Source organism: Hirschia baltica ATCC 49814 (genome assembly GCF_000023785.1).
GTDB lineage: Bacteria > Pseudomonadota > Alphaproteobacteria > Caulobacterales > Hyphomonadaceae > Hirschia > Hirschia baltica.
The window spans coordinates 2,089,170-2,115,019 of the sequence record NC_012982.1 but is presented as its reverse complement, the minus strand read 5'-3'; the positions used below and the strand labels follow the sequence as shown (position 1 = coordinate 2,115,019).

The window sequence follows — 25,850 nt, the reverse complement described above, 5'->3', positions numbered from 1 at the left end:
CTTGCTTAATTTTCATTTGTTTAAATGTACAATAATCGTAGTAATGGTGATGGTGTCTTTTAAAGGTTTGTTTAGAAACCACCACCGGTTTTAAATCCACCACCTTTGCCGCCGAAGCCTCCAGAAGATGGGAATTTGATTCCCGAAGAAGAGCGTTTTGAAGGGAAGCGACGTGTTGTTGGTCTACCGCCAAAGGGTGAGTTTCTACCACTGCCTCCGATTGTGCTCTGGCGCGCAGCTTCCTTGGCGATTTCTATGGCGATATCTCCAAATATTGATGGCAAGCCTAATGTTGATGAGCGGCTTTTGCCGCCAAATTCAGGGTCTACGCGCGGCGTGCGTCTGACAATTGCCTTATTGAGCAAACGGCGAGCACCGCTTATATTTGTATGGCCTCTGAGAAGGGCTGTGATTACAGTTTCGATACTAGAGGTTTTGAAAGTCGCATACGGGCTGTCGAATTTTGCGGCTTTAAATTCGCGTCTTAAGCGCTCGAGTAATGAAAGATCTTTTCGGCGCTCTTTAGGGCCATTTTCCAGATCTTCAGAAATCACTTCAAATTCTAATTCTTCAGTTCTGAGTTTGACCAATCTGTCAACGAGACGATCATCTTCTGGGGTGATCGTTTCAGCGACCAGTATGCGAAGGTCGGGAAAGCTTGCGCGTTTTAGTGCGTTTTCCAACACGCGGCGGGCTTCCATTGCTGGGCCAGATTCTGCATTGATTGCCGAGTCATGGGATTGAGCTAAGGCTTGATGTCTCGCTTCTGCCGCATCCATTTGAGCATCTAAGGCCTCAATAGCAGATCGCAATTCATCGACATTCTTTTTGAGAGTATCAGCGCCGCCATCTGTCAAAGCCTGTGTTTCAGCTGCTTCAAGCGCCTGACTTGCTTGTTTTAAACTTTGTTGGGTTTTTTGAGCGTGTTCACTTAGTCGCACAGGGAGTTCGGTTAAGCGCCCATAATTGAGATATGATTGATCATACTTACATAATTTAGCGACCCAATTATCTAAAAAACGAATGAATGCCGGTGCTTTGTAATCGGGTGTTCTGAATTTGCGGCTCCACAAATAGGAAAAGAGCGGGTCGTTTTCATATGGTTGCCCTTTTTGCTCACGGTCTTCCTGTGCGAGCGCGAGTTTGGAGTGTGCGCGTTCTGTAATGGCTGCTGCATCTTCCATTGCTTCTGCAAGCAATTGATAATCTTCATCTTCAACAAGGCTTGCTTGTATTTTTGAGACGCGTTTTTCATAAAGTTCTACGGCAGCATCGAGGCGCGAAGATATTTCTTCGCGATCATTTTCCAGCCGTAAAATTTCTTGAGAGGCTGCTTTTAATTTTTCCTGCTCATCAGCAATGAAAGCTTCGTGTGATTGCAAGAGAATTTGAGCGCGTTTCTCTGAGTTTAGCAGGGTGACTTCGTGTGCATCTGTGTCGTCAGTGAGTGTTTCCAAACGCATTTCAGCAAGGGATTGATAGGTGCTGACTTGTTCTTTGCGGATTTGGGCAATGCGTGCGCGTGCGTCATCGGATGCTTCTAAGGCATGCGCAAGCTGCTTGCGTGCACGGAGAATGCTCTCATCAAGTTGTTCGAGCGCTTCGCGTCCATTGATTGACCTAGGCATTATTCATCACCAGTTAAATATCGCTCCATCGAGCGTGTCGATGGAGTATTGTGGGGTTAGGTCTCCCTTGGTTTTCGCGCCAATTTCAGAAAATTGTAGAATGGCGTCGTCTTTTTTATCTGCTGCGACTTTATCGAAAATGTCTTTAGGCACGCGCACGCCCCAGATGGACACGCGCTTTGCCGCTTGTGTTTCTACGCTGGAAATGGGCACTTCGATGACGCGACCAGCACCATCAATTGCTTCAACTATGAGATAATAATTGGGGCGCTGCGGGGCGTCATCCGGTATTCTGAACAGGCCGGAATATTCTCCGGGGCGTGAAACAATTCGCACGGTGTATTCAGCTTCTAGATCATCTTTTAGCAATTCTAGAGAAGCGACCGCAGCAAGCGCTTGCGCGTGTTCACCATCTGTAGATGCTGTGACGCCGTCTTGATAATAGGTTTCGGCGCGGACTTTGATTTTGTCATCTGTTGCCATTGTTTGAATATCATCACGCAAAGCTGTCAGATCAGCAGGAATGGTTTCGTTTAATTGCGTTTGAACTAGCTCTGATTTGGCTTGTTGCGGCATGGATACGCCAAAATGCCAAAGTCCAGATGCGAGAATGAGGGCGGCAAAACCAGCAGTCACGGGCTTTAACCATTTATCACGCTTGATATATATTTTGGCGAGTTTGGTTTTCCAGCTATCTTTGGGCGGTGTGTAGACAAAGCGGTTTTCTTCAAGTGCCTTAACACCATCGCGTAATTTATCGTCTGAAACTTCTATGCCTTGAGCAGCATAGATTTCTTTTAAACGTTCAATCAGCTCTAGTTCACGTGCATCGGCATCTAGTTCACGTAAAACTAATTGTTCGCGATGACGCAACGTATCGACGATGTCCATCGCAATGAGGACATCGTCTAGCGTTTGTTTACTAGCTGGAGCATCGGAAACAGGATTTGATTGCTCTATGTCTGTTTCTGGCTCTGTTTGAGAATCGTCTTGTGTCATCTATGTCTTTGGTAAAAGCGCGTTCGATGCACCGTCTTGGACGAGACGCGTTAGGCGGCGTTTGCCATCTTCTACGCTTTCACGGATTTCTTCGGAATTTTCAGTTGCAAGCACACGCATTTCTTTGATGATTTCTTGGCTACGAATTTGATAATTCACGACTGAATCAACAAGCATTTTGACGGATGCGGCTGACACAGTTGGGCCATATCCTGCTTTAAGGGCAGCTTCTTGAACTTTGCCACCAATATCAGCCAGTGTTTCAAGCGATTCGTTGACACCTTTTTTCATGGCCTCAAGTGTTTGTGTGCTTTCATGCAGACCATGCAGACCTGTGAAAGATGCGGTGAGGGCTGTCAGCACAACTTCATTGGTTGAGAAGAAGGATACTGATTGCGCATAGATGCGCTCTTTTGCTGATGTGGTTTGCACGAGACGCGCCATGATGACTTCAGATGTGTTGTATCCAATTGTAATGTTATCGGAGAGGTCTTTAGCGATCTGATAGCGTTTTTCTTCTGATTGTAGTTTGCGCAGTTTTTCATCGCGGACCAATTCGAGATTAGCGCGGCGCGCTGCATCATGACCAACATAATCAGTGACATCTTTGAGTGCTTCAGCAACAACGTCTTTTGCCGCTTCTAATTTTGCTTCTGCATTTTGAAGAACTTCTAGCGCGAGCACTTCTGATTGTTTTAAAGCACCACGGAAATCTAAATAAGCTTCTAGGATTTGCTTTTCTTTGTCGATTTGGTTTGCGGATTCAGCTTGCACTTCAAGATAAAGGTCTTTGATTTTACCAAATCGGGATGCAACATCTCCGCGTGTCATTTTCATCCAAACATTGGAAACGCGTTCCATTGTTGAGATTTTCCCATCTGAATACTGATCAACAAGTGATTTTGAATCATCACGGATAGAGTTAAAGGCTGTTGTGATGCCTTCATAACGTTCACCAACTGTGACGCCAGAGATGTGCTCGCGGACAATGTCATTAAATGTGGACATTTGGTCGAGCGTACGGGCGATTGCGGCGGTTTTATCGGGTGCAAGATCTGCAATTTGTTCAAGAAGGGCGACAATCGGAGCTGTCTCGTTTTTACCTTCAGGCATAATACCAAGATTGCGTAATCCACCGACAGCTTTGTCTAGATATTGAAGCGCGGTTGGGCTTTGAGTGCTCAAAGAAGTTGGCGTGTTCATGGTAATGTCCCTTTTGATTGTCACGGCGTTAACCGTTAAAACCCCACTGAAACGATAAAATAGTCATTGATAAGGTTTTTCTTACAACAAGTTATAGCATGCAAATAGTCTATTCACCTGACGCGCGACATTCTTTTTTGCATGTATCTTTGTTACAGTTTTTTAAGGATAAACGAGAGACCTTGAAAGCGTATTTCTATCTTTCTTCAATCAGTTGTGGCCCATTATTTCTTACATTTCCCACAGCCGCATTAACGGGCCAAGCATGCATATCAAATGCTGGAAATGGCCTCATAAGATCATAAACATCATTATAATGAGCCGTCATCCAACGAACATAATCTTCAGGGTGGATAATGACCGGCATTCGCGTGTGTAGGCCTGCCATAACATCATTGGGAGTGGTGGTTAAAATCGTGAATGTATCTATTTCTGAGCCATCAATCATTGCGCGGTTCCATAATCCTGCGCAGCAAAACCATCTTCTGTTTCTAAGCGATATCGCAAAGGGTGTTTTTGCCCCCTTACTGCCGGTCCATTCATAAAAACCGCTCATGGGTATGAGGCATCGATGATGCCGGAAAGAGCCTTGGAATGTTTTACTTTCGTTGACGCTTTCACTACGGGCATTGAATGTTGAGAATTTTTTCTCCGAGAGAGGTTTTTTCCACCAAGATGGCACGAGAGACCATTGTGCAGGGGCTAATTCATAGCCGGGCATGTGGTGTTCTAATGGCCGAATAATCGGCGCAATCGACATGGGAGCTATATTGTAGTTTGCCTCCGGCGGATCAACACCTTCTGGTGTGATCATGTTGAGGGCTGCGTGGTAGTCTGCCCACGATACGCCATGTCTGAAGAATCTACCGCACATATGATTCTTTTAGGCTTTTTTGAATGTCTATGCCAGTGCAAAGAAGCGGTCAAAATTAAATGAAAAAATCAATAGTTGATAAATTCAACTAATAAAGTTATAGTCAGGGCTTGCTTTGGAGAAAACGGGTATGGATGCAAAATTTGACCAGAATGTTCTGCCGTGGATAGGGCGAATTGAAAGGCAATTTTCAATTTTGATGAAGGAGGCTTTGGCGCCATTAGACCTTACTTATCCAGAATTTAGGCTGGTTGGAGTTTTATGGGGAGAAGAAGAAGGTCATCCCCAGAAATATTTGGCAGCTAGATTGGGATTAGATGCGTCAGCTGTGTCGGTTACGTTAAAGTCACTGGAGAAAAACAAAATCGTAGAGCGGGTGAGAGATCAAAATGACGCGAGAATTGTGCGCGTAAAATGCGCGCCTAAGGCATATGAGATGACACAAGTATTGTCTGCTCACAGTGAGCAGGAAATGTCTGCGACATCAGGCTTTAGTGACACAGAAAAGCAGCAATTATTACAATTGCTCACACGTGTGTCGCAAAACTTAAGTCAGAAAACTGGACTGCTTTAATAGGCTTAATCATAAAATCAGATGGATATGGGTTATGTATGTTTTACTTGCAGGATTAGCGTTGTTTATTGGTACGCATATTTTTGCGTCCGTTCGTTCCAGAAAACCGGGTAATATTTCTCAAAAATATGGCATAAAATATAAAGCAGTGTTCTCGCTTATTTCGGCCATTGGGCTTGGTTTGTTGATTTATGGATATGGCTTGGCGCGTGTTGATCCGATGTGGAATCAACCGGTGTGGATTGCACCGGAATGGACCCGTCATATTATTATTGCGGTGATGCCTTTTTCTTTTATTCTGCTTGTCGCGGCTGACGCCCCAGCAGGATATATCAAAAAATACACCAAACACCCTATGATTAATGGCGTTAAATTATGGGCGGCAGTTCATATGATTTACAATGGCGACTGGCCCTCAATCGCACTATTTGGTGGGTTTTTGTTTTGGGGAAGTCTGTCACGGACAATGGCTAAGATCCGCAAAGATGAAGGACTTCGTCGCGCCGAAGTGTCAATTAAAGGCGATATCATAAGTGTTGTTGTTGGTGTGGCTCTGTATTTAGCAACAGTATTTATACTGCATGACATGTTGATCGGTAGGCCGGTATTGCTTTAAGCCAGAATTAGAAACGCAATAAAGTTCGAAAAGAGCTGTGCAAAATGATGAGTGTCCTGTTATCAGTACGCTCATATTTGTGATGGAGTGCAAAAAATGTCGGCTCAGAACCAGATACGTCGTAAAACCGTTCGTGATATTGCCAAAGCAAAAGGTGAGACACCAATTGTTTGTTTAACGGCGTATGACGCACCCATGGCGAAAATGATGGATCCATTTTGTGATCTCATTTTGGTTGGCGATAGCGTCGGCATGGTTGTGCATGGTCTAGATTCGACTGTCGGCGTGTCGCTGGAAATGATGATCATGCATGGGCAAGCCGTCATGCGAGGTGCTTCTCAGGCAATGGTCGTAGTGGACATGCCTTTTGGTTCCTATGAAACAAATCCTGATGTGGCTTTTTTAAATGCAGCGCGCATTATGAAGGAAACGGGATGTCAGGCTATCAAGATTGAAAGCGGTGAATATGCTGCTGATGCTGTCTCGCATATGGTAGAGCGCGGCATTCCTGTGATGGCGCATGTGGGTTTGCGGCCGCAAGCCGTGAATGTGGATGGTGGGTTTCGTGCAAAGGGACGCTCTAACGCTGAACGCAAACGTGTGATGGCTGAAGCGAAAGCTGCTGATGAGGCAGGCTGTTTTGCCATGGTCGTTGAAGGTGTTGCTGAAGACTTGGCAGATGAGATTACAAAAACAGTATCTTGCCCCACAATTGGTATTGGCGCATCGGCAAATTGTGATGGTCAGGTATTGGTGACACATGACATGATTGGCATGTTTGACTGGGTGCCAAAATTCGTTCGTCGCTATGGAGATGTACGCGGAGAGATAGGGCGCGCTGTTGAAGCTTATGCTGCAGATGTACGCGCGCGGCGCTTTCCGAGCAAAGAAGAGACATATTCTTTGTCTACTAATGGAAAAACCAAGTAAACATTTATTGCGGTGATATTGTGGTAGGGCTAGTGTCCGCCTCGAAATTATGATTTGCCAGTCTATCTGGTATGTGGATTGAATTTAGGAAGGTCGACTCGTGAGCGACATTTTTGACGAAGTAGAAGAGAACGTAAAAGCTGATAAACTAAACAGGTTTTGGAATAAAGCTTGGCCTTTTGCTTTGGGTGGTTCAATCGCGATTGTTGCAATGGTGGCTGCAAATTCTTATTTTGATGAACAAGCAACCAAAGAAATTGAAGCCAATGGACGCACTTTTGAGTTAGGGCTTAAATCACTCGAAATTCAAGACGTTGAAAATACACGTAGCCGTTTTGGGGCATTATTGGATAAAGATAGTGGATTTGCTGATCTAGCCGCACAATATTTAGCGCAAGCTGAGCTGGAAATGGCAGGCGATACATTAGCTGCTGCAAAAGCATTGGAAATATCGGCGCAAGGTGAAGGTCCGTTGGCGGATCTGGCAAAATTGAAAGCTGCGTATTTGCTGGCAGACACACAGTCATTGGCTGAAGTTGAAGCAGCTTTGGGTGATCTTGTTGGTAATGAAGATAGTTTTGGAGCGCTTGCACACGAATTAATCGGTGCAAAAGCGTTTGAAGAAGGCGATATGGAGCGTGCGCGCTCTGAATATCAAGCTCTGACTTTAAGACTGAATGCGCCTGAAGGCGTTCTTAATCGTGCAAATGATGCGCTTGCCGTAATTCCAGCACTTACTGAAACTAATACGGTGGAAGAAGCCGCGCCGGTTGAAGCAACACCAGTAGAAGACGCGTCTAGTAATTCAGAGGACCCTGCATGAGACACTTTAAAAAGATAGCTTTGGGCATTGTCCTTTGTGTAGCTCTTGCTGGTTGTCAGTCTGCTAAAAAAAGAGAAGCAGATGCTGCAGAGCGTGCACAACGTGTGCCTTTGATTGCGGCTGATGCTGATCTGTCACCTGATGTTGCTTATGCGACAATGTCAGTTTATCTGCCAGCTGCTGCTCAAGGCTTGCCATGGACCCAGTCGGGCGGAAATGCACAAAAAAATCCAGGTAACCGTGTCGGCGGCGATGAGTTTAAAATCGCATGGAAGAAAAAAGTCGGAAGCGGCTCTTCTCGTACGCGAAGATTAATTGCACCTCCTGTTGCTAACCAAGATGGTCTTTTCATTATTGATAGTGAGCAAACTGTTCGAGCAGTCAGTAAATCAGGATCAGCTGTATGGAGCGTTAAGCTGGAGCCACCACGCAAACGAGACAAGCTAGCTGTAGGTGGTGGATTAGCTGTTGCTGGCGACAGAATTATCGTAACATCTGGTTATGGATATGTTGTCGCGCTCGATATAAATTCCGGTGCGGAGCTTTGGAAACGTGAGACACAAGCACCAATCACTGGATCTCCAACGATAGAAGGCGATTACGCCTATATCACATCCTCAAACAATGAGATTTACGTTCTTAGTTTGAGTGATGGTAGTATTGAATGGTCGGATCAAGCGATTGCAGAAAGTGCACGTGTTCTGTCTTCTCCAAGTCCTGCTATATCGGGTGATCTTTTGGCTGCGCCATTCTCTTCAGGAGAAGTTATCGCGTATGTTCCAAGCAATGGGCGTCGTCTTTGGTCTGATAGTTTGACGCGCGGTGGGCGATTTACCCCGATTTCAGCGATCAATGATATTGCTGGAAACCCTGTTATTGATTCAGGTGCAGTCTTTGCTGCAAGCCAGTCTGGTGTTCTTGTTTCAATTGATGCCGTGAGCGGAACACGACTATGGGAAAAGCCTTTTGGTTCCATACACTCACCAGCCCTTTCAGGGCAGTTTGTGTTTGCAATCAGTGTTGATGGGCAATTAGCGTGTTTTGATAAAAACACTGGCGGTGTTGTCTGGGTAAAGCAATTACAGCAGTTCAAAAAAGAGAAAAAGCGTAAGAATCGTATTGTTTGGGCTGGCCCAGTCATTGCTTCAGACCGTATCATTGTCGCATCATCTCAAGGGAAAGTTTTAGCAATTGATCCGCAAACGGGTGAAGTTGTAAACGAACTGAAAGTTGGAGATGCTGTTTACATTGAACCAATTGTGGCTCATGAGCATGTCTACCTTCTCTCGGATAAGGGCGATTTGATCGCTATTCGTTAAATTGAAGGTCTACATCTTTTAATTACGAAGGACTGAACCATGGCGTTGAAGGTGGCCATCGTCGGACGCCCTAACGTTGGGAAATCGACTTTATTCAACCGACTTGTCGGAAAGAAAATTGCGCTGGTGGATGACCAACCCGGTGTAACACGCGATCGAAAAGAGGCGCGTGGCCGTTTGGGTGACCTTGAGTTGGATCTTATTGATACGGCTGGTTTTGATGATGTGAATGATGCATCTCTTGAAGCGCGCATGCGTCGCCAGACTGAAATGGCGATAGCGGAAGCAGATGTTTCTTTGTATGTCATAGATGCGCGCGTAGGTGTTACACCGATTGACCGTGTGTTTTCTAAATTACTAAGACAAGCTGATAAACCAACAATACTCGTCGCGAATAAATGTGAAGGACGACAGGGCGATGTCGGCCTGACGGAAGCCTTTAGCCTTGGTTTCAATGAGCCTGTCGCTCTATCTGCTGAACATGGCGAAGGTATGAGTGATCTCTACCAAGCTCTACTTGAAGCTGCTCCAGAATTGACGAGTCCAGAAGCTGAGCAAGAAGAAGAGCGTGCTTGGGATGATGATTTTGTAGAATTTGATCCAGAAGCAGAAGAAATTGAAGCGCCGCCCGAACGCCCGATGAAATTTACTGTGGTTGGGCGTCCAAATGCTGGTAAATCAACATTGCTCAATTCATTGCTTCAATCTGATCGTCTTCTAACGGGCCCAGAGGCAGGTATCACACGTGATAGTGTGACAGTTGCTTGGGAATATGAAGGTCGTGAGATGCGTCTCGTGGACACGGCTGGTCTTCGTAAAAAGGCAAAAGTTCAAGAACGTTTGGAAAAAATGTCGACGGGTGAAACCATTCACTCGATCAAATATGCAGACGTTGTCGCGATTGTTATGGATTCGCGCGATGCATTCGAAAAGCAAGATTTGCAGATAGCTGACCTTGTTTTGCGCGAAGGTCGCGGTGTTGTTTTCGTCTGTACGAAATGGGATCTTGTTGAAAATGGCGGTGAGCTTCGTAAAGAATTAGAAGACAAGGCTCGCCGTTTATTGCCTCAAGCCAAAGGTGCTCCTCTATTGACGGTTTCTGGTGAAACTGGCCGAAACCTTGATAAGATGATGGTTGCCGCCGCGAAAGTGTTTGAAGATTGGTCAGCACGTATCAAAACACGTGATTTGAATAATTGGATGCAACATACAATTCAGAAACATCCGCCACCTGCACCGGGTGGTCAGCGCATTAAGCCGCGTTACATGGCTCAGATGAAAACGCGTCCGCCAACTTTCATTATGATGGCATCACGTGGTGATCAAATGCCAGAAAGCTATAAACGTTATCTTGTGAATGGGTTGCGTGAAGCATTTGATTTACCGGGTGTTCCGATCAGGTTGATCATTCGCCAAGGTGCAAATCCATATGCTGATAAAGCGGATGGCCGACGCAAAACCAAAGCAGAGCGTACGTCGTACAAGAAATAAAAAAAGGCCAGCAGAAATGCTGGCCTTTTCTTTGGGTGAAACCATTTAGGTTGGCTGTTTATCCATAAGCTGAATATAAACTACACACAGCAACTGTTGCTTCTTTCATCGCACGGTCAATTTCTTCCAGAGGTTCTAATAGACCTGTGTGAATTTCTGAATATCCTTGATCGTCAGTGGCTTCGATATCTGATGTTTCCAAAAGCTCATCAAATTTTGGATTGCGTCTGTCTTCAGCAGGGAAGACGCCGCGAACCATTGCGACTGTATCAGGTATTTGCAACTGCGTGATTTGTTTGAGTAATCCTTCGGCGCTAATGGATGAACCATGGCGGCGTGAAAACTCTGGAAGGCGTGCAGAAAGTGAAAATGCGCGCATCATCAATGCTTGGCGTAAAGCGTGGAGAACGTGCATATCCAAGCGTGATTTATAGCGGTCCGCTGTGACGCTTTCACCTTCTACTTCTTCTAAGATACGGTCAAAACGTGCAAGATCTACAGTGATAGAGTTGGCAAGTTTTGTGATTGAGGAATGGGTTTCAAGGTCAGAGAACAGATAACCCAAACGGCGGTAAACTTGTGCATTGGCACGGTCGCTGCGCTTAGCAATCGCAAACCATAGGCTCGGGTCGTATAGGCATCCATAAGAGCGGAAAGCAGGTAAACTTGTCAGATTACGTGCCTCAATCGCCATGTGGATCAAGCCTTTCATGCGTTTTGAGTTGCGCATTAATTCAGCAAGCCGGTCTGGTTCATTGCCTGCTGCTGATCCAAATCCACAAGCAACATTTAGTGGGATTGCCAATTGCTGTAAGATAGCGTTTTGCGGAATAGCCCGTAGAGAGCGAAGCCCTAATTCACCCGCAGATGCCCCTGTTTGACGGCGTGATTTACGTGATCCACTTTTAAACAAGAGACCGGGACCAAATTCGAGCAGCGCAGCAGGGTAGTCTTTGTTTTCAAACAAAGTTTCATGCCATTCACGAAGTGATCTATAAAAATCCCAGCTGATGTCACGGCGTTTGTAGAATGGATCTTCAAGGTCTACATCAGGTTCTGATAGTGTGTGGATAGCCACTTCTAACAATGTTGATTTAGCTGTTTCCAATGCATCAAAGTGCATGAAACCATCGCCGCCTTGGAATGAGAATTCATGGATGAATGGTAGATTTTTCTGCGCGAACTGCGCACGCGTCCATGGTGTAAGAAGGTGATCAAAGCGATCTTTGAATTTACCAGGGAATGCACCACGACCCATTGATTCACCGTGTGTGTTGAACACAAGTAATTCAACATTTTCAAGATCATCATGTTTAGACATGGCTGCACCCACTAGGTTGTGAATACGCTCAATTGCCATATCTGCTGCTGGTTGAGATGAGAAACGTCCTGAGTCTGAGAAACCAAATTGAAGACAAAGCCGTCCACGTTCTTGAACATAAGAGATAAATGACGGGTCTTCGATCAAACGTTCAACGAAACGGTCGCCGCGTTCTAGTGCATCTGGTGTTTCAAATAGAGGAGAAAGATCAACACGATCTGCGACGCCAAATTGGCGCGCAATAAACAAGGCACCCATGATGGTCGCTGGGTTTTCACTTTCAGCGATCAAGAAACGGATTGGTGTGTCTGCATCTATGTGTTTCAGGATTTGAGCACACAACATGATTTGGCGACGTGCTGTCATTTGCTCTTGGAAAAGATCAGCAAAATTAACATGTTGCACAGGCACATTGTGCGCGCGTTTAGCCAGCTCCGCGAGAACTGCGCGGCCATATTCTACATCATCTGTTGCAATGCGTAGTTCATTTTGAAGCACTGAATGGATCTGCGCTGAGTTGATACGCAAGTGAATGCGGGCAGTTCCCAATCCTAGCGTTTCCATTTGCGAGCTTGCGATCAGGAGTGCTTTTGCTGTGTTGTCATCGCTTTCTAACGCTAATTCTCTTAGGCGAGCAATGATGGGCTTTAGCGAGACAATCTTAGCTTCTGCATCAGGTGTTAGAGTGTTTGCAGCGTTCACGAGCACTTCAGGATCATCTAGATCACCACCAAATGCGATAGCAGCATTTCTTGCGTGTTCTGATGCTGCATCTAGCTTTTGAGCTATTTCTTTGAGCTCATTGGTTGGAGACTCAATAGCGTTCAAGCTGGCAGCAAATCGTTCTAATTGAACGGCTTTTTCAGATAAACGCAAATGGAGTGTTGCGCCCCAGTGAATGTCTGTGCGTCCATCAAGGTCATACCCAACCCAAGAAGCTAGATTGATCAATGATGGGTGAATGCTCTTCCATGTATCTGCGAAGTTTTCTTTCGCGACATCTAGGATAAGGCTCCAGATTTCATTGAGTGCTGTTTGACCATTGCGTAGCGCTAATTGGACGTCTTCATGTTCCATCATTAGCGAAATATTGTCGTCCTTGTAGAGACCTTCTGCTGCAATATTGCTTAAATCGTCTCGACATGATGTGCCGTCTTTTGAAATCGCAGCTTCGACGAATGCCCGACGTAAATTCCGGTTGAGTGCAAAAGTTGGGTGAGCTGTGAACACGACGCCAGATGCGACGCGTTCCATTGCTGCACGGTAAGCGGGCTCACCTTTTTGGGCGATACCTTCCAAAAGCACTCTAAGTTCGGATTCTGGATTTTCTTGGGATAAAAGTCTGTGACGCTGACGGAAAGTATCACATCTGTCTTGGAGGACTTTACCGCCCAGTGAATTGATCACTTTGTGTATGTCAGAAACTTGCAGATCGCCGTTTTCGATTTCACGAAACAAATCAATTGCTAGGCGACGAACTGAGTTTGTTTGGGGATCTTTGGCAACTTCAGCCGAATATTGCGATAAAATTTCACGCGCGGATTCAATGTATTTAGCGGGAGATTGTCCTGAAGTAAGTTGAACGGTCATGTGGGCGTCTCCTTGAAATTTGTTCACGAGGCAAATACTGGCTGAGGCTTTCGTCTCTTATCCTTACGGTAGGCTTTTAACCCAGTCATAGGAAATTCCAAACGAAACTATGAGTTTAGAATTCATATTCCGTATGAAATGACTTGATAAAGTGCCAATTAGGCCGTGGGTACACTAAATAGTGCAATGATTCGAAAAATTGACTGCGTTGTCAGAAAAAAGCTGACCTACAATCTATAAATCTCGATAGGAAATTCTCTGATTGTGAAGGTCACACTCTTTAGAGACGTAGTAAGCTAATTTAGAAGCTACATCCTCGGGTGTTGGTAGAAGGGATTGATCTTCACCGGGAACAGCAGAAAAACGCATATCAGTTTTTGTTGCGCCAGGATTAAACAGGTTTACGTTCAAGCTAGATTGTTCTGTTTCAAAAGCCCAAGCTTTTATAAGCGCTTCTAATCCTGCTTTTGAAGCTTGGTATGGCCCCCAAAACGCGCGCGGATTTTCTGCAACGCCTGATGTAAGGAATACTGCGCGACCTGCATCACTTTTCCTTAAAAGAGGATCAAGTGCGCGAATGAGGCGCCAATTGGCCGTCAGATTGATGTTGATTGTATCTTCAAAGCTACGTGGACTTACTGTTTCCAGTGGACCAAGCGTACCTAAAATACCAGCATTGGCGACAAGACCATCAATACGGCCAAAACGCTCCATAAGGGGAGCGGCAATTCGGTCGATTGAAGAGCCGTCTTTAAGGTCTAGCGTGATTAAAGTGGCGTTTTCACCCGTTTCAGCACGGACTTCATCATCAAGTTTTTCTAAAGCTTCGGTAGAGCGGGCCAAAGCGATAATATGCGCACCTTCAGCGGCGAGTACTTTAGCTGTTGCTCTACCAATGCCTTTTGAAGCTCCGGTGACGAGAATAATGCGTTTATCGGTCATAAATTGGTGTACTCTGAATTTTAGTTGTCACGGTTTCGACTGAATATGCTTTGCTGGTCTACCTTATTGGCTGCATTGCGCTTATCGGTCAAAACAGTTGGATAGTTATTTGTAAAACAATGATCCGCAAATTTTGGATTTTCAGGATCGTAATGTTCTTCACCAAGAGCGCGGTAGAAGCCCTCAATGGATAAAAAGCCTAGAGAATCTACACCCAGCCATTGGGTCATTTCTTCTATACTCATATTTGCTGCCAGCAATTCTGCTTCTGTCGGCATATCTACGCCGTAAAAGTCAGGGTGTTTGATTGGCGGCGAAGCGACACGGAAGTGGACTTCTTTTGCGCCGGCATTGCGCATCATAGCGACGATGGCTTTTGACGTTGTACCGCGTACAATGGAATCATCTACCAATATGACACGTTTGCCTTTGACTAAATGTAAGTTTGCGGCGTGTTTTCGCGTAACACTTCCTGCACGGGCATCTTGTGTGGGTTGGATGAAAGTACGACCAATATAATGGTTACGGATGATCCCGAATTTGAAAGGGATACCGCTTGCTTCCGCATAACCAAGTCCTGCTGGATTTCCGCCATCTGGCACTGGAGCAACAAGGTCGGCTTCGATAGGGTGTTCTTTCGCCAATTGACGGCCCAATTCCTCGCGCACTTCATATATGCTTTTGCCATGCATGATGCTGTCTGGGCGAGCAAAATATAAATATTCAAACGCACACGGGCGCGGTTCTTTTTTAGGGAATGGAAAGTGGCTTTTGGGACCATTTTTGGTGATGACGACAACTTCACCATTTTCGATTTCTCTAACCGTCTCTGCACCAACGGCTTCAAGGGCGCAGCTTTCAGATGCTAAAACCCAAGCGGGTTGAATATCAGGATTGGAGTTTGGAATTTTACCTAAAATCAATGGGCGTATGCCCCACGGGTCACGCGCACCAATAAGTTTTTTGTTGGTCAGGCAGACCAATGCATAACCACCTTCAATCTGTTTAACGGCATCCAGAAAACGATCAATTGTATTGCTTTCCTTAGAATGTGCTGCCAGCTGCAGAATGACCTCGGTATCCATCTTTGATTGAAAGATCGCGCCTTTCTGCATCAATGAGTCCCAAAGCGTTTCAGCATTTGTAAGGTTACCATTGTGGGCGACGGCGAAACCGCCAAGTTTAAGGTCTGCAAAGATGGGCTGGATGTTACGTTGTGCGACACCGCCTGATGTTGAATAGCGATTGTGTCCGATCGCGGCGGAGCCCTTTAGGCCTTTGATGGCATCGCCATCCTTACCGAAATTATCACCCACCAAACCTAAACGGCGTTCTATGTGGAATGTTTCGATAGGTTTTTCTTCGCTGGGTCGGTCTGTCGCGTCGTATTCGACTTCTAAGCGGCCTTTTTCGGCGGTGGTTGTTTGGCGAATTTGTTTATAGGCTTTATCGCGCGATTTTTCGTTTTGCGTGTCCGTTGGATATGTGCGTTCAAAACTGACGATACCTGCAGCTTCTTGCCCGCGATGTTGTAATGCGTGAAGACCAAGGGCGGTAAGGATGGATGCATCCTTGTGCCCAAATACACCGAAGACACCACATTTATGTCGAAGGCTAGCTGTCTCTAAGCCTGAATTGGTTTCGACGTCTGTTTCTGCAATAGGTGTATCAGTTGCAGTCATCGTTTCGTTGCGCACAAGCATTCCTTTACATAGGTCAGCATTAACGAAAATCGGCCCAGATGTCTGAGCCGATATAATCTAAAAGTCTTCTGCGGCATCCTTGGCTTGTTGGACGAAGCCGGGGAAGTTTTCGCTAAACCAAGTCGCTGCATTATCCGCGTAAGGATAAAGTTTGGAATTGGCAATGAGGGCAGGCGTATTATCTTTGGGAATCATCATGTGCATGAGCAAAACAAAGAGAACTATTGCAAGCATGCCACGCGCAGCCCCAAATATTGCGCCCGCAATCCTGTCAAGCGATCCAATTTGTGGCGAGGTATGAATAAGTTTGGCCAGTTGAGATCCAAACCATCCAGCGGCGATATAAACACCGACAAAACCGATTACTCCCAGAATGATATCTGCTGTAACTTTTGGCCAATCACCGGGAACGAGGGCTCTTGCTGGTTCTCCAAAAAATTTGACCAGAAATAGGGCAGCAATTCCACCTGCTATAAATGACAATATAGACGATGCTTCGCGAACTAATCCTCGGCTAAGAGACATAATTGCGGAAACAACGATGATAGCGACGACGATAACGTCAAACGCTGTAATCTGGGACCCTGCAAATTCTTCCATATGCTATTCAGCCTCATTCTGGAGTGCTTTTAGTAAGTCTTCTAGCTTTGATACCTCATGGATGACCATTCCGTCGATATTGGAAGGTGAGCCGGGAGGCACAAATGCACGTTCAAATCCTAATCTTGCCGCTTCTTTTAGCCTAGAATCCATTCTGCCTACAGACCTAATCGCACCTGAAAGTGAAACTTCTCCAAAAAATACAGAGGCTTCAGGCACTGGCTTGTCAAAAGCAGATGATGCAAGGGCTGCTGCGGCGGCAAGGTCGCCCGCAGGTTCTGAGATTCGATATCCGCCTGCAACGCTTAGATAAACATCTCTCGCACCAAAGGCGAGGCCGCATTGTGTTTCAAACACAGCTAACAGCATGGCAAGGCGCGGCGAATCCCATCCTACCACAGAGCGGCGAGGAGATCCGAGCGCTTGTGGACCAGCAAGCCCTTGAACTTCAGCAAGCACGGGACGAGACCCTTCCATTGCAGCAAAGACAGCTCGGCCCGGAACAGATTCATCTTCACCACCTAAAAATAGCTGAGAAGGGTCTAATGCGCCGTGCAGTCCATTTTCAGACATCTCGAAGACGCCGATTTCATCTGTTGGTCCAAAACGGTTTTTAACGGCACGTAAGATACGATATTGATGGCCGCGTTCGCCCTCAAAATAGAAAACGGCATCGACCATGTGTTCCATCACGCGGGGGCCTGCGATTTGACCATCTTTGGTGACGTGCCCGACAAGAATCATGACGCAGTCATTTTTCTTGGCATAGCGGGTAAGCTCTTGGGCACAGGCGCGAACCTGACCGACAGAGCCAGGGGCAGCATCAAGGCTATCTGACCACATGGTTTGTACAGAATCGATGACCGCCACTTTGGGGCGCTCGGTTTTTAAAGCTTCTAAAATTGTGCGTAGATCTGTTTCGGATGCAAGTTTGACCGGTGAATTACCCACGCCAAGTCTTTGGGCGCGGCCTTGCACTTGCGCCACCGCTTCTTCACCAGAGACGTAGACAACATCAATGCCTTGATCAGCCAAAGAGGCTGCGGCTTGAAGGAGGAGTGTTGATTTTCCAATACCCGGATCACCCCCAATCAATACAGCTGAAGACGGTGCCGGGCCGCCACCAAAAACACGGTCTAGTTCAGGAATGTTGGTTGATAGACGCGGTTGTTGGGGAATGTCTGCGCCAAGATGATCAAATGTCATCGCCCCAGCTTTTCGTTTCTTACCAGCAGGCGGCATGGCTAAACCGCCCGGTGCACCCTGCGTTTCCTCGACGAGTGTATTCCATTCATTACATGCTTCGCATTTCCCATTCCATTTAGGATAGGACGCGCCGCATGACTGACAGACAAAAACAGTTGTTACTTTGGCCATAATCTACCTAACCATATCTCGCCTGAATATCAGATGAAACGAATTACATTGAAGGCTGTATCGGGCCTTGTGCGCGACCATGTACAAACTGATCGATGTATTCGTTTCCTGAATCGTCGAGTTGATCAACAGGGCCAGACCAGATGATTTGTCCTTCATAGATCATGGCGACGGTATCTGCGATTTTTCTTACCGATGCCATATCATGTGTGATGGTGACAGCAGCAGCACCGAGCGCTTTTACTTGCTCAACGATGAGATCATTCACGGCGTCAGCGGTGATAGGGTCTAGGCCCGTTGTTGGTTCGTCGAAGAAGATGACATCGGGTTTGTCGATAATGGCCCTAGCAAGGGCAACACGCTTTTGCATTCCGCCTGAAAGTTCTGAAGGAAATTGATCAGCAACGGATGCACCAAGGCGTACTTTTGCAAGTGTTTCTATCGCAGCTTGTTTTGCTTTTTTACGGCTCATGCTTCCGCGATTTAACAAGGTGAATGAGATGTTTTCCCATATTTTCAAGCTATCAAACAGAGCACCGCCCTGAAACAACATGCCTGTTCGTTCGCGAACCATCTCGATCGATTTTTGTGACTTTACATCTTTGCCATCAAAAATGATCTTGCCAGCGTCTTGTTTTAGCAGACCAAGCGCGCATTTCAGTGTCACAGATTTACCTGTTCCTGAACCGCCAATTATAACCAAGGATTCGCCCGGTCTTACAGAAAGATCTATGCCGCGCAGAATGTGTTTAGACCCAAAGGATTTTGTGACACCTTGGAGTTCAAGAATAGGGCTTTGGGAAGTTGTCATATTATAATCCCACCTGCACAAATATTGATGTCAGAATATAATTTGATGCGAGAATCAAAACCGCACCAGATACAACAGCAAGTGTTGCAGCACGGCCCACGCCGCCTGCGCCACCTTTAGAGTTTGTACCTTGGTAGCAGCCCATTATTGCAATGATGGCACCAAAAACGCCGGCTTTTATGAGGCCGCTTAAAACATCATTTATTGTCATAAAATCAAGCGTGTTTCGAAGATAGATTGTGCTGTTGAAGTCAAGTGCACCGACACTTACAAGCCAGCCACCCATAACGCCTATAATATCTGCAATCAGCACGAGTGCGGGAAGCGTGATTGTGGCAGCGATAACGCGTGGCGCAAATAAATAGCGTTCTGGCTTAGCGGAAAGCGTGTGGAGGGCGTCTATTTGCTCAGTCACCCGCATTGCCCCGATCTCAGCAGCGATTCCAGCACCAACGCGCCCTGCTAGCATAAGTCCAGCAAATGCAGGCCCTAATTCTCGTGTGATACCAAGAACAACGATATTGGGCACGAATTGTTCAGCATTGAAACGTGATCCACCCATGTAGATATTTAATGCGAGCGCAGCCCCGATAAAAACAGCTGTCAGCCCGACAACAGGCAAAGAGAAAAAACCAATCTGTATACATTGGCGAACGACTTCGCGCAGATAGATGGTTGGCGTAATACAGGCCCAGACTGTGCGTGCTGTAAAAATAGCCAAACGCCCAATCTCTGCTGCTGTTCCAAGAACAGCTCTGCCTATTGCGGCGAATGGATTAAATAATGCGAAGCTCATAGCAGCTTACCTTTGTTATTCCTACGCTGTCTGTATCGGGTGTTCGTATACACGAGGTATTCGCTCGCCCATAGAGGTTAAAAGCTCATAACTTGCCGTACTGGCTGCTCGCGCTTGTATCTCTACACTGGCGTGTTGCCCCAGAAACTCTACTCTGTCTAGAACAGTCGTTCTAGTTGGTGCATTTGTGATGTCGATTGTGATCAAATCCATTGATACTCTGCCAACAATTGAGCAAGGTACTCCGTTTACAAAGACAAATCCGCTGTTTGACAAAGATCGCAAAGCACCGTCTGCATATCCAAGTGCGATTGTGGCAAGGCGTTGGCCATTGGTGACTTTTGAAGTCGCGCCATAGCCAATCGTGTTCTCATTGGAGGCGTCTGGTTCAATAATGCTCAAAATAGGAGCTGATAGGGTTACGCAATGGGATGGTGTAAAAACACCTTTGCGAGAATAACCACCATAAAGGCCGATGCCTGGTCGTGTGAGATCGAATGTGTATTTGGAGCCGAGACAAATACCAGCCGTATTTGAAAGCGATTTCTCTGCATGAGGCCATATAGCGGCGACTTTCTCAAACAATGCAAGTTGACGTGCATTCATGGGATGTTCTGGAATGTCGGCACAAGCTAGATGACTCATCACCCAGCCAATGCGGTTTGCTGGCAGGCGCTTTTTGACGTTAGCAAGCTCTTTGAGTTGAAGACCCAAGCGGTTCATTCCGGTATCCACATGCAGCGCCGCAGGAAATGGGGCACCGGATCTGATCCATAATTCAACTTGATCTGTTGAATTTAGGACCGGCACAATGTCATGCGCGATGACATCGTCGACATTGTCTGCTTGGATTCCATGAAAAATAAAGACCAACGCTAGATTGCCAAGTGTTTTGCGAATCTGAATGGCTTCATCGATGTGCGCCACAAAAAAAGTGCGACAGCCAGCTTCATAGAGCGTTGATGCCACTTGCTCAGCGCCAAGCCCATATGCATTGGCTTTAACGACGGCACCTGTATCAGCTGCGCCGCTCAGGCGGGCCAGCTCTTTCCAATTGTTCACAACATTTTGCAGGTGAACAATAGCAGCAGGGCTGGAAGAAGGAATATTCGCGCTTGTCATCGTTAAAGTCATGACTGTCCAATTAGTCTGATTTTATGGCAAGCGCGAGAATTATATTGATTTTATGATGAATTTATTCGTCGTCATAATTATCATTGGATCTGAAAGCGGGGGCCAGATTACCAAAGCGCACACGATTTGAATCAAAGGCAAGTTCAACTTTCCCAATCGGACCGTGACGTTGTTTGGCAACAATGACTTCCGCTTTACCAGCTTTGCTCTCCATGCGCTCTTTCCATGCGAGGAAGTTTTCATTGTTTTCGTCTGGTTCCTGACGTTCCAGATAATAGCTTTCACGATACACGAACATCACCATATCCGCATCTTGCTCAATCGAACCTGATTCACGAAGGTCAGAAAGTTGAGGGCGCTTATCATCACGCTCTTCCACCTTACGAGAAAGCTGAGAGAGAGCGATTACCGGAATAGCGAGTTCTTTGGCGAGTGATTTCATCGCCATTGTTATCTGAGAAACTTCTTGCACACGGCTATCGGATTTTGATCCGGCGGCGGCGGTGACAAGCTGAAGATAGTCGATAACCAATAGATCTAGCCCCGAGCTACGTTGCAAACGTCGTGCGCGTGCCGCAAGCTGAGAGATGGATATACCACCCGTATCATCAATATGCAGAGGGATACGTTCAATCTCTTTGGCGGCTTCACGTAATTTGGCGTAGTCGTTCTCGTCCATGTCACCACGGCGGATTTTATCTGAGGGCACACAAGATACGTCGGCGAGAATACGGCCCGCCAACTGATCTGCTGACATCTCTAGGGAGTAGAAACCGACAACCCCGCCTTCTACGCTTTTATAGCTGTCATCGGGTTGTTTTTCCCGCACACATGCTTTGGCGACGTTAAATGCGATATTGGTTGCGAGCGCTGTCTTACCCATGGAAGGACGACCGGCGAGAATCAACAAGTCAGATGAGTGTAATCCACCAATTTTCTGGTCCAGATCATCAAGACCCGTTGATATACCAGACAAGCCACCATCTGATTGATAGGCAATGGTTGCATCTTCGATAGATTTGGCGACAGCATCGTGGAAGGTGACGAAACCACCTTGGGCTGTGCCGCGCTCAGCAAGTGCGAAGAGTTGCTTTTCTGCGGCTTCAATCTGGCCGGCTCCATCCATGTCGCCTTCGCTTTTGGCAGCGTATTGGACAATGGAGGAACCAATTTGCATGAGTTCGCGGCGAATCGCCAAATCTCGAATCAGGCGGGCATAGTCGACAATCTCAGGTCCAAAAGCACTCGAATCGAGAAGGGTCGTAAGATATTGCGCACCGCCAATGTCGGAGAATATGCCGTCATTCTCAAACTGCTCCATCAAGGTCACACCGTCTGCGACGCGACCTTTCATGATCATGGATTGGGCGGTTTCGTAGATTCGCGTGTTTGCAGGAGCGTAGAAATCACTGCCTAGCAGGATATCTCCCACACGCTGATATGCGTTGTTATCGTAGAGAATAGCCCCGAGAACCGCCATTTCTGCAGCGAGGTTATGTGGCTCATCAGCGGTTGAGCCTGTACCTGCCGAACCATTACTTTTGCCCGGCGCTGATGCATTGCCAGAAGCTGGGCTTGCTGGCAGTAAATCGTCGAATGGACTTAATTGTTCATAATTTCCATCAGGAGGTGGACCTTCCGGCATAGAGTCGGGAAAGTCTGCGGGTGGAAATTCGGGAATATCATCTTGTGTCATGTTAACGATATTAACCTTTTTTTTGGCAGAGATCTCTAGCAGATTTGTCAAACTTCACAGATTTTGTCGCCCTGTGGAAAAATAGAGAATAAAAGAGAACAAAAAAAGGGACCTTGTTGCCAAGGTCCCTTTAAATTTTTGTCGCTTAAAAAGCTTAAAGCTCTTCGTCCACATCACCACGTTGAGCAGCAGCTTCACGAGAGGCGCGAGCCATCTCTTGAGCTTGTGCATCTGCTTCAGCGCGTTCTGCTTCAAGTGTAGCTTCAATAACGTTTTCACCAGCAACTTGACGCTCAGCTTCTTCTTCAGAACGCGCAATGTTGACTGTAATTGTGATAACGACTTCAGCATGAAGACGTACTTTAACTTCGTAAAGACCAATTTTCTTGAACGGTTGGTTCAAGTCTACTTGGTTACGCTCGATTGGGTGACCCAATGATTTTGCGTAATCCGAAATATCACGAGCAGACACAGAACCGTAAAGGAAACCTGTGTCACTTGATTGACGGATAATTACATAAGCAGCGCCATCAAGGTTCTCACCTGATTTGCGAGCTTCTTCAGCTGCAGCAGCGTTACGCGCTTCAATGTGCTCACGCTCAGCTTCAAAACGTGCTTTGTTAGCAGCATTTGCCAAAAGCGCTTTGTTTTGAGGAAGCAAGAAGTTACGTGCGAAACCGTTCTTTACAGTAACCACGTCACCAATAGCACCAAGCTTTTCAATACGTTCTAGGAGAATAACATCCATGATTTAATCTCCTTATTTCACAGCATATGGCAGAAGAGCCAAGTGACGTGCACGTTTGATAGCTTGAGACAAGCGGCGCTGTTTCTTCTGGCTGACTGCGGTAATACGTGCAGGCACGATTTTACCTTTTTCAGAGATGTAACGCTGAAGAAGTTTTACATCTTTATAGTCAAGTGCAGGAGCTGCATCGCCTGAAAATGGGCAAACCTTACGACGACGACCAAATGGACGGCGTGAAGGGATGTTTGAAATATTCAGTTTTTGCTGAGCCATGATTAGAATTCCTCACGGTCACGACGTGGACGACGTTCGCCACGATCACCACCGCGATCTCCGCGGTCACCTTTGTCGCCGCGATCTTTGCGGGATAGAACCGGTGAAGGCTCCTCAGACAATTCTTCGACCTTGATAGTCAAGAAACGAATAACGTCTTCATTGATGCGCAAGCGACGCTCAATTTCGTGAATTGCTGCAGGAGGTGCATCAATGTTCAAAAGTGAGTAGTGGCCCTTGCGGGATTTGTTGATTGGGTATGCAAGGTTACGAAGACCCCAGTACTCAGTCTTTGCGACAGTACCTTCTTTTTCAGTAACAATTGCTGTAAGCTCTTCAACAAGTGTTTCAACTTGTTGTGGAGATACGTCTGGTCTTGAAATGACCACGTGTTCATAGAACGCCATAGATAATTCCCTTCTAACGACTGGCGGCGCTTAAAGGACGAAGGGCGACCTAAAAACGTCGGATCCCGGATGCCTACAAACAACGTAAGCGGGACCGCCAATCTGGCGAAGCGCGCAATATGCATTTTTTCGAGGACGAATCAAGTAATTCTTCAATATAAGCCCTTCTCACAAAAATCATGCATTTAACCTGTTGTGGATTTTGGTTTCCCCATTTACCAAAGACGAAACAAATTTGGAGTGACAACATTGGGCGGATACGCTTTTATATTTCCCGGACAAGGCGCGCAAAGCGTTGGAATGGGCCAAGAACTAGCTAATACATTTCCAGCTGCCAAAGCAGTTTTTGATGAAGTGGATTCTGCCCTTGGTGAGAATTTTTCAGATCTCATCTGGAATGGTTCTGAAGAGCAGCTCACTATGACGGCTAATACACAACCTGCTTTAATGGCAGTGTCTATTGCTGTGATGCGGACATTGGAAAATGAATTCAATGTAAAACCAGCTGATGCAAAATTTGTCGCTGGACACTCTTTAGGTGAATATTCGGCGCTTGCTGCTGTCGGTGCGATCAAACTTGCAGATGCAGCTAAGCTTTTGCGCTTGCGCGGTGAAGCGATGCAAGAAGCAGTTGCGCCGGGCGAAGGTGCTATGGCAGCCCTTCTTGGAGCAGACCAAGCACAAGCTGAAGCCATGATTGAAATTGGCCGTAAACATGGTGCTTGCGATATCGCAAATGATAATGCGCCGGGCCAAATTGTTATTTCTGGTTCGAAAGCTGCAATTGATGCTGCGTGTGCTGCTGCGGGTGATCTTGGTATTAAAAAGGCCGTCCCACTTGCTGTAAGTGCGCCTTTTCACTGTTCATTGATGCAGCCAGCTCAGGATAAGATGCAAGCTGCTTTATCTGAGACAAAAATTATAGCGCCAATGGCTCCGCTGGTGGCGAATGTAACCGCGCGTCCAACAGAAGATCCTGAAGCGATTCGTAAACAGCTTGTGGAACAAGTCACAGGGCGTGTACGTTGGCGTGAAAGTGTTGAATGGATGGCCTCTGAAGATGGCGGAGCGCTTGACCTCACGGTAGAAGCTGGTGCAGGCAAGGTTCTAACAACAATGAATAAACGTATAGCGCGTTCGCTTAAAGGTGTGGCGCTGAATGCGCCAGCTGATCTTGAAGCTTTCGCAAAATCGTTAGACGAAGCCTAAAGGACATATCCATGTTTGATTTAACTGGAAAAACTGCGCTGGTAACTGGGGCGACTGGTGGAATTGGCGGACAGATCGCTAAAACGCTCCACGCTCAAGGTGCGACAGTGGCGTTATCTGGAACGCGTAAAGAAAAACTCGACGTTTTGGTTGAAGAGCTGGGTGAACGCGCTTTTGCCGTGCCATGTAACTTATCTGATGCTGAAGAAACAACAGCACTCGTTGGTAAGGCTGAAGAGGCATTGGGTGCTGGACTCGATATTCTCGTTGCGAATGCGGGTATCACGCGCGATGGTCTATTAATGCGGATGAAAGAAGAAGACTTTGAAACAGTTTTGAATGTAAATCTTCAATCCTATTTCCGTCTGGCTAAATCTTGCATGCGCGGCATGATGAAACGTCGTTCTGGGCGAATCATTGGGATCACAAGTATTGTTGGTGTGACTGGAAATCCTGGACAAACCAACTATGCTGCATCAAAGGCTGGGATGATCGGTTTTTCTAAATCTTTGGCCCAAGAAGTTGCGAGTCGTAATATTACTGTAAATTGTGTTGCACCCGGATTTATTGCCTCTCCAATGACGGATGAGCTTAATGAAGCGCAGAAAACACACATTTTATCGTCGATTCCTGCAGGTAAATTGGGTGAAGGGGCTGACATTGCCGCCGCAGTCGCTTATTTGGCCAGTAGTGAAGCTGGTTACATGACAGGACAAACTCTGCATGTGAACGGCGGAATGGCTATGCTCTAAGCGGTTAATTTCGTTTTAGAGTATGGTAAAAAAA

At 46.4% G+C, this 25,850-nt stretch carries 24 protein-coding genes; 8 read left to right on the top strand and 16 right to left on the bottom strand.

Translation table 11 applies throughout. The features are described 5' to 3' along the window. Positions 1–71: 71 nt before the first annotated feature. The 4 genes from HBAL_RS09840 to HBAL_RS09825 form a co-directional block, all read right to left on the bottom strand. A complete protein-coding gene (locus HBAL_RS09840; RefSeq protein ID WP_015827796.1) occupies positions 72–1,628 on the bottom strand; it encodes a hypothetical protein in 1,557 nt (518 codons plus the stop codon). A gap of 6 nt (positions 1,629–1,634) precedes the next feature. Next, positions 1,635–2,627: a DUF6384 family protein gene (locus tag HBAL_RS09835; RefSeq protein WP_015827795.1), complete on the bottom strand. Its 993-nt coding sequence runs from the start codon at positions 2,625–2,627 to the stop codon at positions 1,635–1,637. Beyond that, positions 2,628–3,830 (bottom strand): hypothetical protein, encoded by a 1,203-nt coding sequence (locus HBAL_RS09830; RefSeq protein ID WP_015827794.1) that lies wholly within the window; start codon positions 3,828–3,830, stop codon positions 2,628–2,630. Between the two features lie 196 nt (positions 3,831–4,026). Beyond that, entirely contained in the window at positions 4,027–4,704 is a 678-nt protein-coding gene (locus HBAL_RS09825; protein ID WP_015827793.1) for an SOS response-associated peptidase, read from the bottom strand. Between the two features lie 130 nt (positions 4,705–4,834). Here HBAL_RS09825 and HBAL_RS09820 point away from each other — a divergent pair, with 130 nt between their 5' ends. The 6 genes from HBAL_RS09820 (at position 4,835) to der (ending at position 10,457) form a co-directional block, all read left to right on the top strand. Continuing rightward, entirely contained in the window at positions 4,835–5,278 is a 444-nt protein-coding gene (locus HBAL_RS09820) for a MarR family winged helix-turn-helix transcriptional regulator (protein WP_015827792.1), read from the top strand. Between the two features lie 34 nt (positions 5,279–5,312). After that, positions 5,313–5,894: an NnrU family protein gene (locus tag HBAL_RS09815; RefSeq protein WP_015827791.1), complete on the top strand. Its 582-nt coding sequence runs from the start codon at positions 5,313–5,315 to the stop codon at positions 5,892–5,894. A gap of 96 nt (positions 5,895–5,990) precedes the next feature. After that, positions 5,991–6,824 carry a 3-methyl-2-oxobutanoate hydroxymethyltransferase gene (panB, locus tag HBAL_RS09810; protein ID WP_015827790.1) on the top strand — a complete coding sequence of 278 codons (834 nt, stop codon included), beginning with the start codon at positions 5,991–5,993 and terminating at the stop codon, positions 6,822–6,824. A gap of 100 nt (positions 6,825–6,924) precedes the next feature. Then, the gene (locus tag HBAL_RS09805) at positions 6,925–7,647 is read left to right on the top strand and encodes a tetratricopeptide repeat protein (RefSeq protein WP_015827789.1); all 723 of its coding nucleotides are present in this window, start codon (positions 6,925–6,927) and stop codon (positions 7,645–7,647) included. Then, positions 7,644–8,966: an outer membrane protein assembly factor BamB family protein gene (locus HBAL_RS09800; RefSeq protein WP_015827788.1), complete on the top strand. Its 1,323-nt coding sequence runs from the start codon at positions 7,644–7,646 to the stop codon at positions 8,964–8,966. The genes HBAL_RS09805 and HBAL_RS09800 overlap by 4 nt, the downstream gene beginning before the upstream one ends. A 39-nt stretch (positions 8,967–9,005) precedes the next feature. Beyond that, the gene (gene der, locus HBAL_RS09795) at positions 9,006–10,457 is read left to right on the top strand and encodes a ribosome biogenesis GTPase Der (protein WP_015827787.1); all 1,452 of its coding nucleotides are present in this window, start codon (positions 9,006–9,008) and stop codon (positions 10,455–10,457) included. A 58-nt stretch (positions 10,458–10,515) separates the two neighbouring features. On the opposite strand, the gene HBAL_RS09790 is transcribed toward der, so the two are convergent. From HBAL_RS09790 to rpsF, 12 genes are all read right to left on the bottom strand, one after another. Next, entirely contained in the window at positions 10,516–13,368 is a 2,853-nt protein-coding gene (locus HBAL_RS09790; RefSeq protein ID WP_015827786.1) for a phosphoenolpyruvate carboxylase, read from the bottom strand. A gap of 234 nt (positions 13,369–13,602) precedes the next feature. After that, entirely contained in the window at positions 13,603–14,310 is a 708-nt protein-coding gene (locus HBAL_RS09785; RefSeq protein WP_015827785.1) for an SDR family NAD(P)-dependent oxidoreductase, read from the bottom strand. A 20-nt stretch (positions 14,311–14,330) separates the two neighbouring features. Beyond that, the gene (gene purF / locus HBAL_RS09780) at positions 14,331–16,013 is read right to left on the bottom strand and encodes an amidophosphoribosyltransferase (protein ID WP_083773121.1); all 1,683 of its coding nucleotides are present in this window, start codon (positions 16,011–16,013) and stop codon (positions 14,331–14,333) included. A 57-nt stretch (positions 16,014–16,070) separates the two neighbouring features. Next, entirely contained in the window at positions 16,071–16,613 is a 543-nt protein-coding gene (locus tag HBAL_RS09775; protein ID WP_015827783.1) for a CvpA family protein, read from the bottom strand. A gap of 3 nt (positions 16,614–16,616) precedes the next feature. After that, complete coding sequence (radA, locus tag HBAL_RS09770; protein ID WP_015827782.1) at positions 16,617–17,990, bottom strand: DNA repair protein RadA; 1,374 nt, start codon at positions 17,988–17,990, stop codon at positions 16,617–16,619. A gap of 43 nt (positions 17,991–18,033) precedes the next feature. After that, positions 18,034–18,801, bottom strand: a complete 768-nt coding sequence (locus HBAL_RS09765) for an ABC transporter ATP-binding protein (RefSeq protein ID WP_015827781.1) — start codon at positions 18,799–18,801, stop codon at positions 18,034–18,036. 1 nt (position 18,802) lies between these two features. Then, positions 18,803–19,597, bottom strand: coding sequence for an MlaE family ABC transporter permease (locus tag HBAL_RS09760; protein WP_015827780.1), 795 nt, complete (start codon positions 19,595–19,597; stop codon positions 18,803–18,805). A 21-nt stretch (positions 19,598–19,618) separates the two neighbouring features. Then, on the bottom strand, positions 19,619–20,731 hold the full coding sequence (gene alr, locus HBAL_RS09755) for an alanine racemase (protein WP_015827779.1): 1,113 nt from the start codon (positions 20,729–20,731) through the stop codon (positions 19,619–19,621). 61 nt (positions 20,732–20,792) lie between these two features. Then, a complete protein-coding gene (locus tag HBAL_RS09750; RefSeq protein WP_015827778.1) occupies positions 20,793–22,427 on the bottom strand; it encodes a replicative DNA helicase in 1,635 nt (544 codons plus the stop codon). 154 nt (positions 22,428–22,581) lie between these two features. After that, positions 22,582–23,175, bottom strand: a complete 594-nt coding sequence (gene rplI, locus HBAL_RS09745; protein ID WP_015827777.1) for a 50S ribosomal protein L9 — start codon at positions 23,173–23,175, stop codon at positions 22,582–22,584. 12 nt (positions 23,176–23,187) lie between these two features. After that, complete coding sequence (rpsR, locus tag HBAL_RS09740) at positions 23,188–23,448, bottom strand: 30S ribosomal protein S18 (protein WP_015827776.1); 261 nt, start codon at positions 23,446–23,448, stop codon at positions 23,188–23,190. Between the two features lie 2 nt (positions 23,449–23,450). Then, the gene (rpsF, locus tag HBAL_RS09735) at positions 23,451–23,855 is read right to left on the bottom strand and encodes a 30S ribosomal protein S6 (protein WP_015827775.1); all 405 of its coding nucleotides are present in this window, start codon (positions 23,853–23,855) and stop codon (positions 23,451–23,453) included. 249 nt (positions 23,856–24,104) lie between these two features. On the opposite strand from rpsF, the gene fabD reads away from it, so the two are divergent. Beyond that, positions 24,105–25,064, top strand: a complete 960-nt coding sequence (gene fabD, locus HBAL_RS09730; protein ID WP_015827774.1) for an ACP S-malonyltransferase — start codon at positions 24,105–24,107, stop codon at positions 25,062–25,064. An 11-nt stretch (positions 25,065–25,075) separates the two neighbouring features. Beyond that, complete coding sequence (fabG, locus tag HBAL_RS09725; RefSeq protein WP_015827773.1) at positions 25,076–25,816, top strand: 3-oxoacyl-[acyl-carrier-protein] reductase; 741 nt, start codon at positions 25,076–25,078, stop codon at positions 25,814–25,816. Positions 25,817–25,850 lie beyond the last annotated feature (34 nt).

What these genes read in the sequence shown, in the direction of transcription:
- HBAL_RS09840 (WP_015827796.1), bottom strand. Translation starts at nt 1,628, where the DNA reads ATGCCTAGGTCAATCAATGGACGCGAAGCGCTCGAACAACTTGATGAG.
- HBAL_RS09835 (WP_015827795.1), bottom strand. Translation starts at nt 2,627, where the DNA reads ATGACACAAGACGATTCTCAAACAGAGCCAGAAACAGACATAGAGCAA.
- HBAL_RS09830 (WP_015827794.1), bottom strand. Translation starts at nt 3,830, where the DNA reads ATGAACACGCCAACTTCTTTGAGCACTCAAAGCCCAACCGCGCTTCAA.
- HBAL_RS09825 (WP_015827793.1), bottom strand. Translation starts at nt 4,704, where the DNA reads ATGTGCGGTAGATTCTTCAGACATGGCGTATCGTGGGCAGACTACCAC.
- HBAL_RS09820 (WP_015827792.1), top strand. Translation starts at nt 4,835, where the DNA reads ATGGATGCAAAATTTGACCAGAATGTTCTGCCGTGGATAGGGCGAATT.
- HBAL_RS09815 (WP_015827791.1), top strand. Translation starts at nt 5,313, where the DNA reads ATGTATGTTTTACTTGCAGGATTAGCGTTGTTTATTGGTACGCATATT.
- panB (WP_015827790.1), top strand. Translation starts at nt 5,991, where the DNA reads ATGTCGGCTCAGAACCAGATACGTCGTAAAACCGTTCGTGATATTGCC.
- HBAL_RS09800 (WP_015827788.1), top strand. Translation starts at nt 7,644, where the DNA reads ATGAGACACTTTAAAAAGATAGCTTTGGGCATTGTCCTTTGTGTAGCT.
- der (WP_015827787.1), top strand. Translation starts at nt 9,006, where the DNA reads ATGGCGTTGAAGGTGGCCATCGTCGGACGCCCTAACGTTGGGAAATCG.
- HBAL_RS09790 (WP_015827786.1), bottom strand. Translation starts at nt 13,368, where the DNA reads ATGACCGTTCAACTTACTTCAGGACAATCTCCCGCTAAATACATTGAA.
- HBAL_RS09785 (WP_015827785.1), bottom strand. Translation starts at nt 14,310, where the DNA reads ATGACCGATAAACGCATTATTCTCGTCACCGGAGCTTCAAAAGGCATT.
- purF (WP_083773121.1), bottom strand. Translation starts at nt 16,013, where the DNA reads ATGCTTGTGCGCAACGAAACGATGACTGCAACTGATACACCTATTGCA.
- HBAL_RS09775 (WP_015827783.1), bottom strand. Translation starts at nt 16,613, where the DNA reads ATGGAAGAATTTGCAGGGTCCCAGATTACAGCGTTTGACGTTATCGTC.
- radA (WP_015827782.1), bottom strand. Translation starts at nt 17,990, where the DNA reads ATGGCCAAAGTAACAACTGTTTTTGTCTGTCAGTCATGCGGCGCGTCC.
- HBAL_RS09765 (WP_015827781.1), bottom strand. Translation starts at nt 18,801, where the DNA reads ATGACAACTTCCCAAAGCCCTATTCTTGAACTCCAAGGTGTCACAAAA.
- HBAL_RS09760 (WP_015827780.1), bottom strand. Translation starts at nt 19,597, where the DNA reads ATGAGCTTCGCATTATTTAATCCATTCGCCGCAATAGGCAGAGCTGTT.
- alr (WP_015827779.1), bottom strand. Translation starts at nt 20,731, where the DNA reads ATGACTTTAACGATGACAAGCGCGAATATTCCTTCTTCCAGCCCTGCT.
- HBAL_RS09750 (WP_015827778.1), bottom strand. Translation starts at nt 22,427, where the DNA reads ATGACACAAGATGATATTCCCGAATTTCCACCCGCAGACTTTCCCGAC.
- rplI (WP_015827777.1), bottom strand. Translation starts at nt 23,175, where the DNA reads ATGGATGTTATTCTCCTAGAACGTATTGAAAAGCTTGGTGCTATTGGT.
- rpsR (WP_015827776.1), bottom strand. Translation starts at nt 23,448, where the DNA reads ATGGCTCAGCAAAAACTGAATATTTCAAACATCCCTTCACGCCGTCCA.
- rpsF (WP_015827775.1), bottom strand. Translation starts at nt 23,855, where the DNA reads ATGGCGTTCTATGAACACGTGGTCATTTCAAGACCAGACGTATCTCCA.
- fabG (WP_015827773.1), top strand. Translation starts at nt 25,076, where the DNA reads ATGTTTGATTTAACTGGAAAAACTGCGCTGGTAACTGGGGCGACTGGT.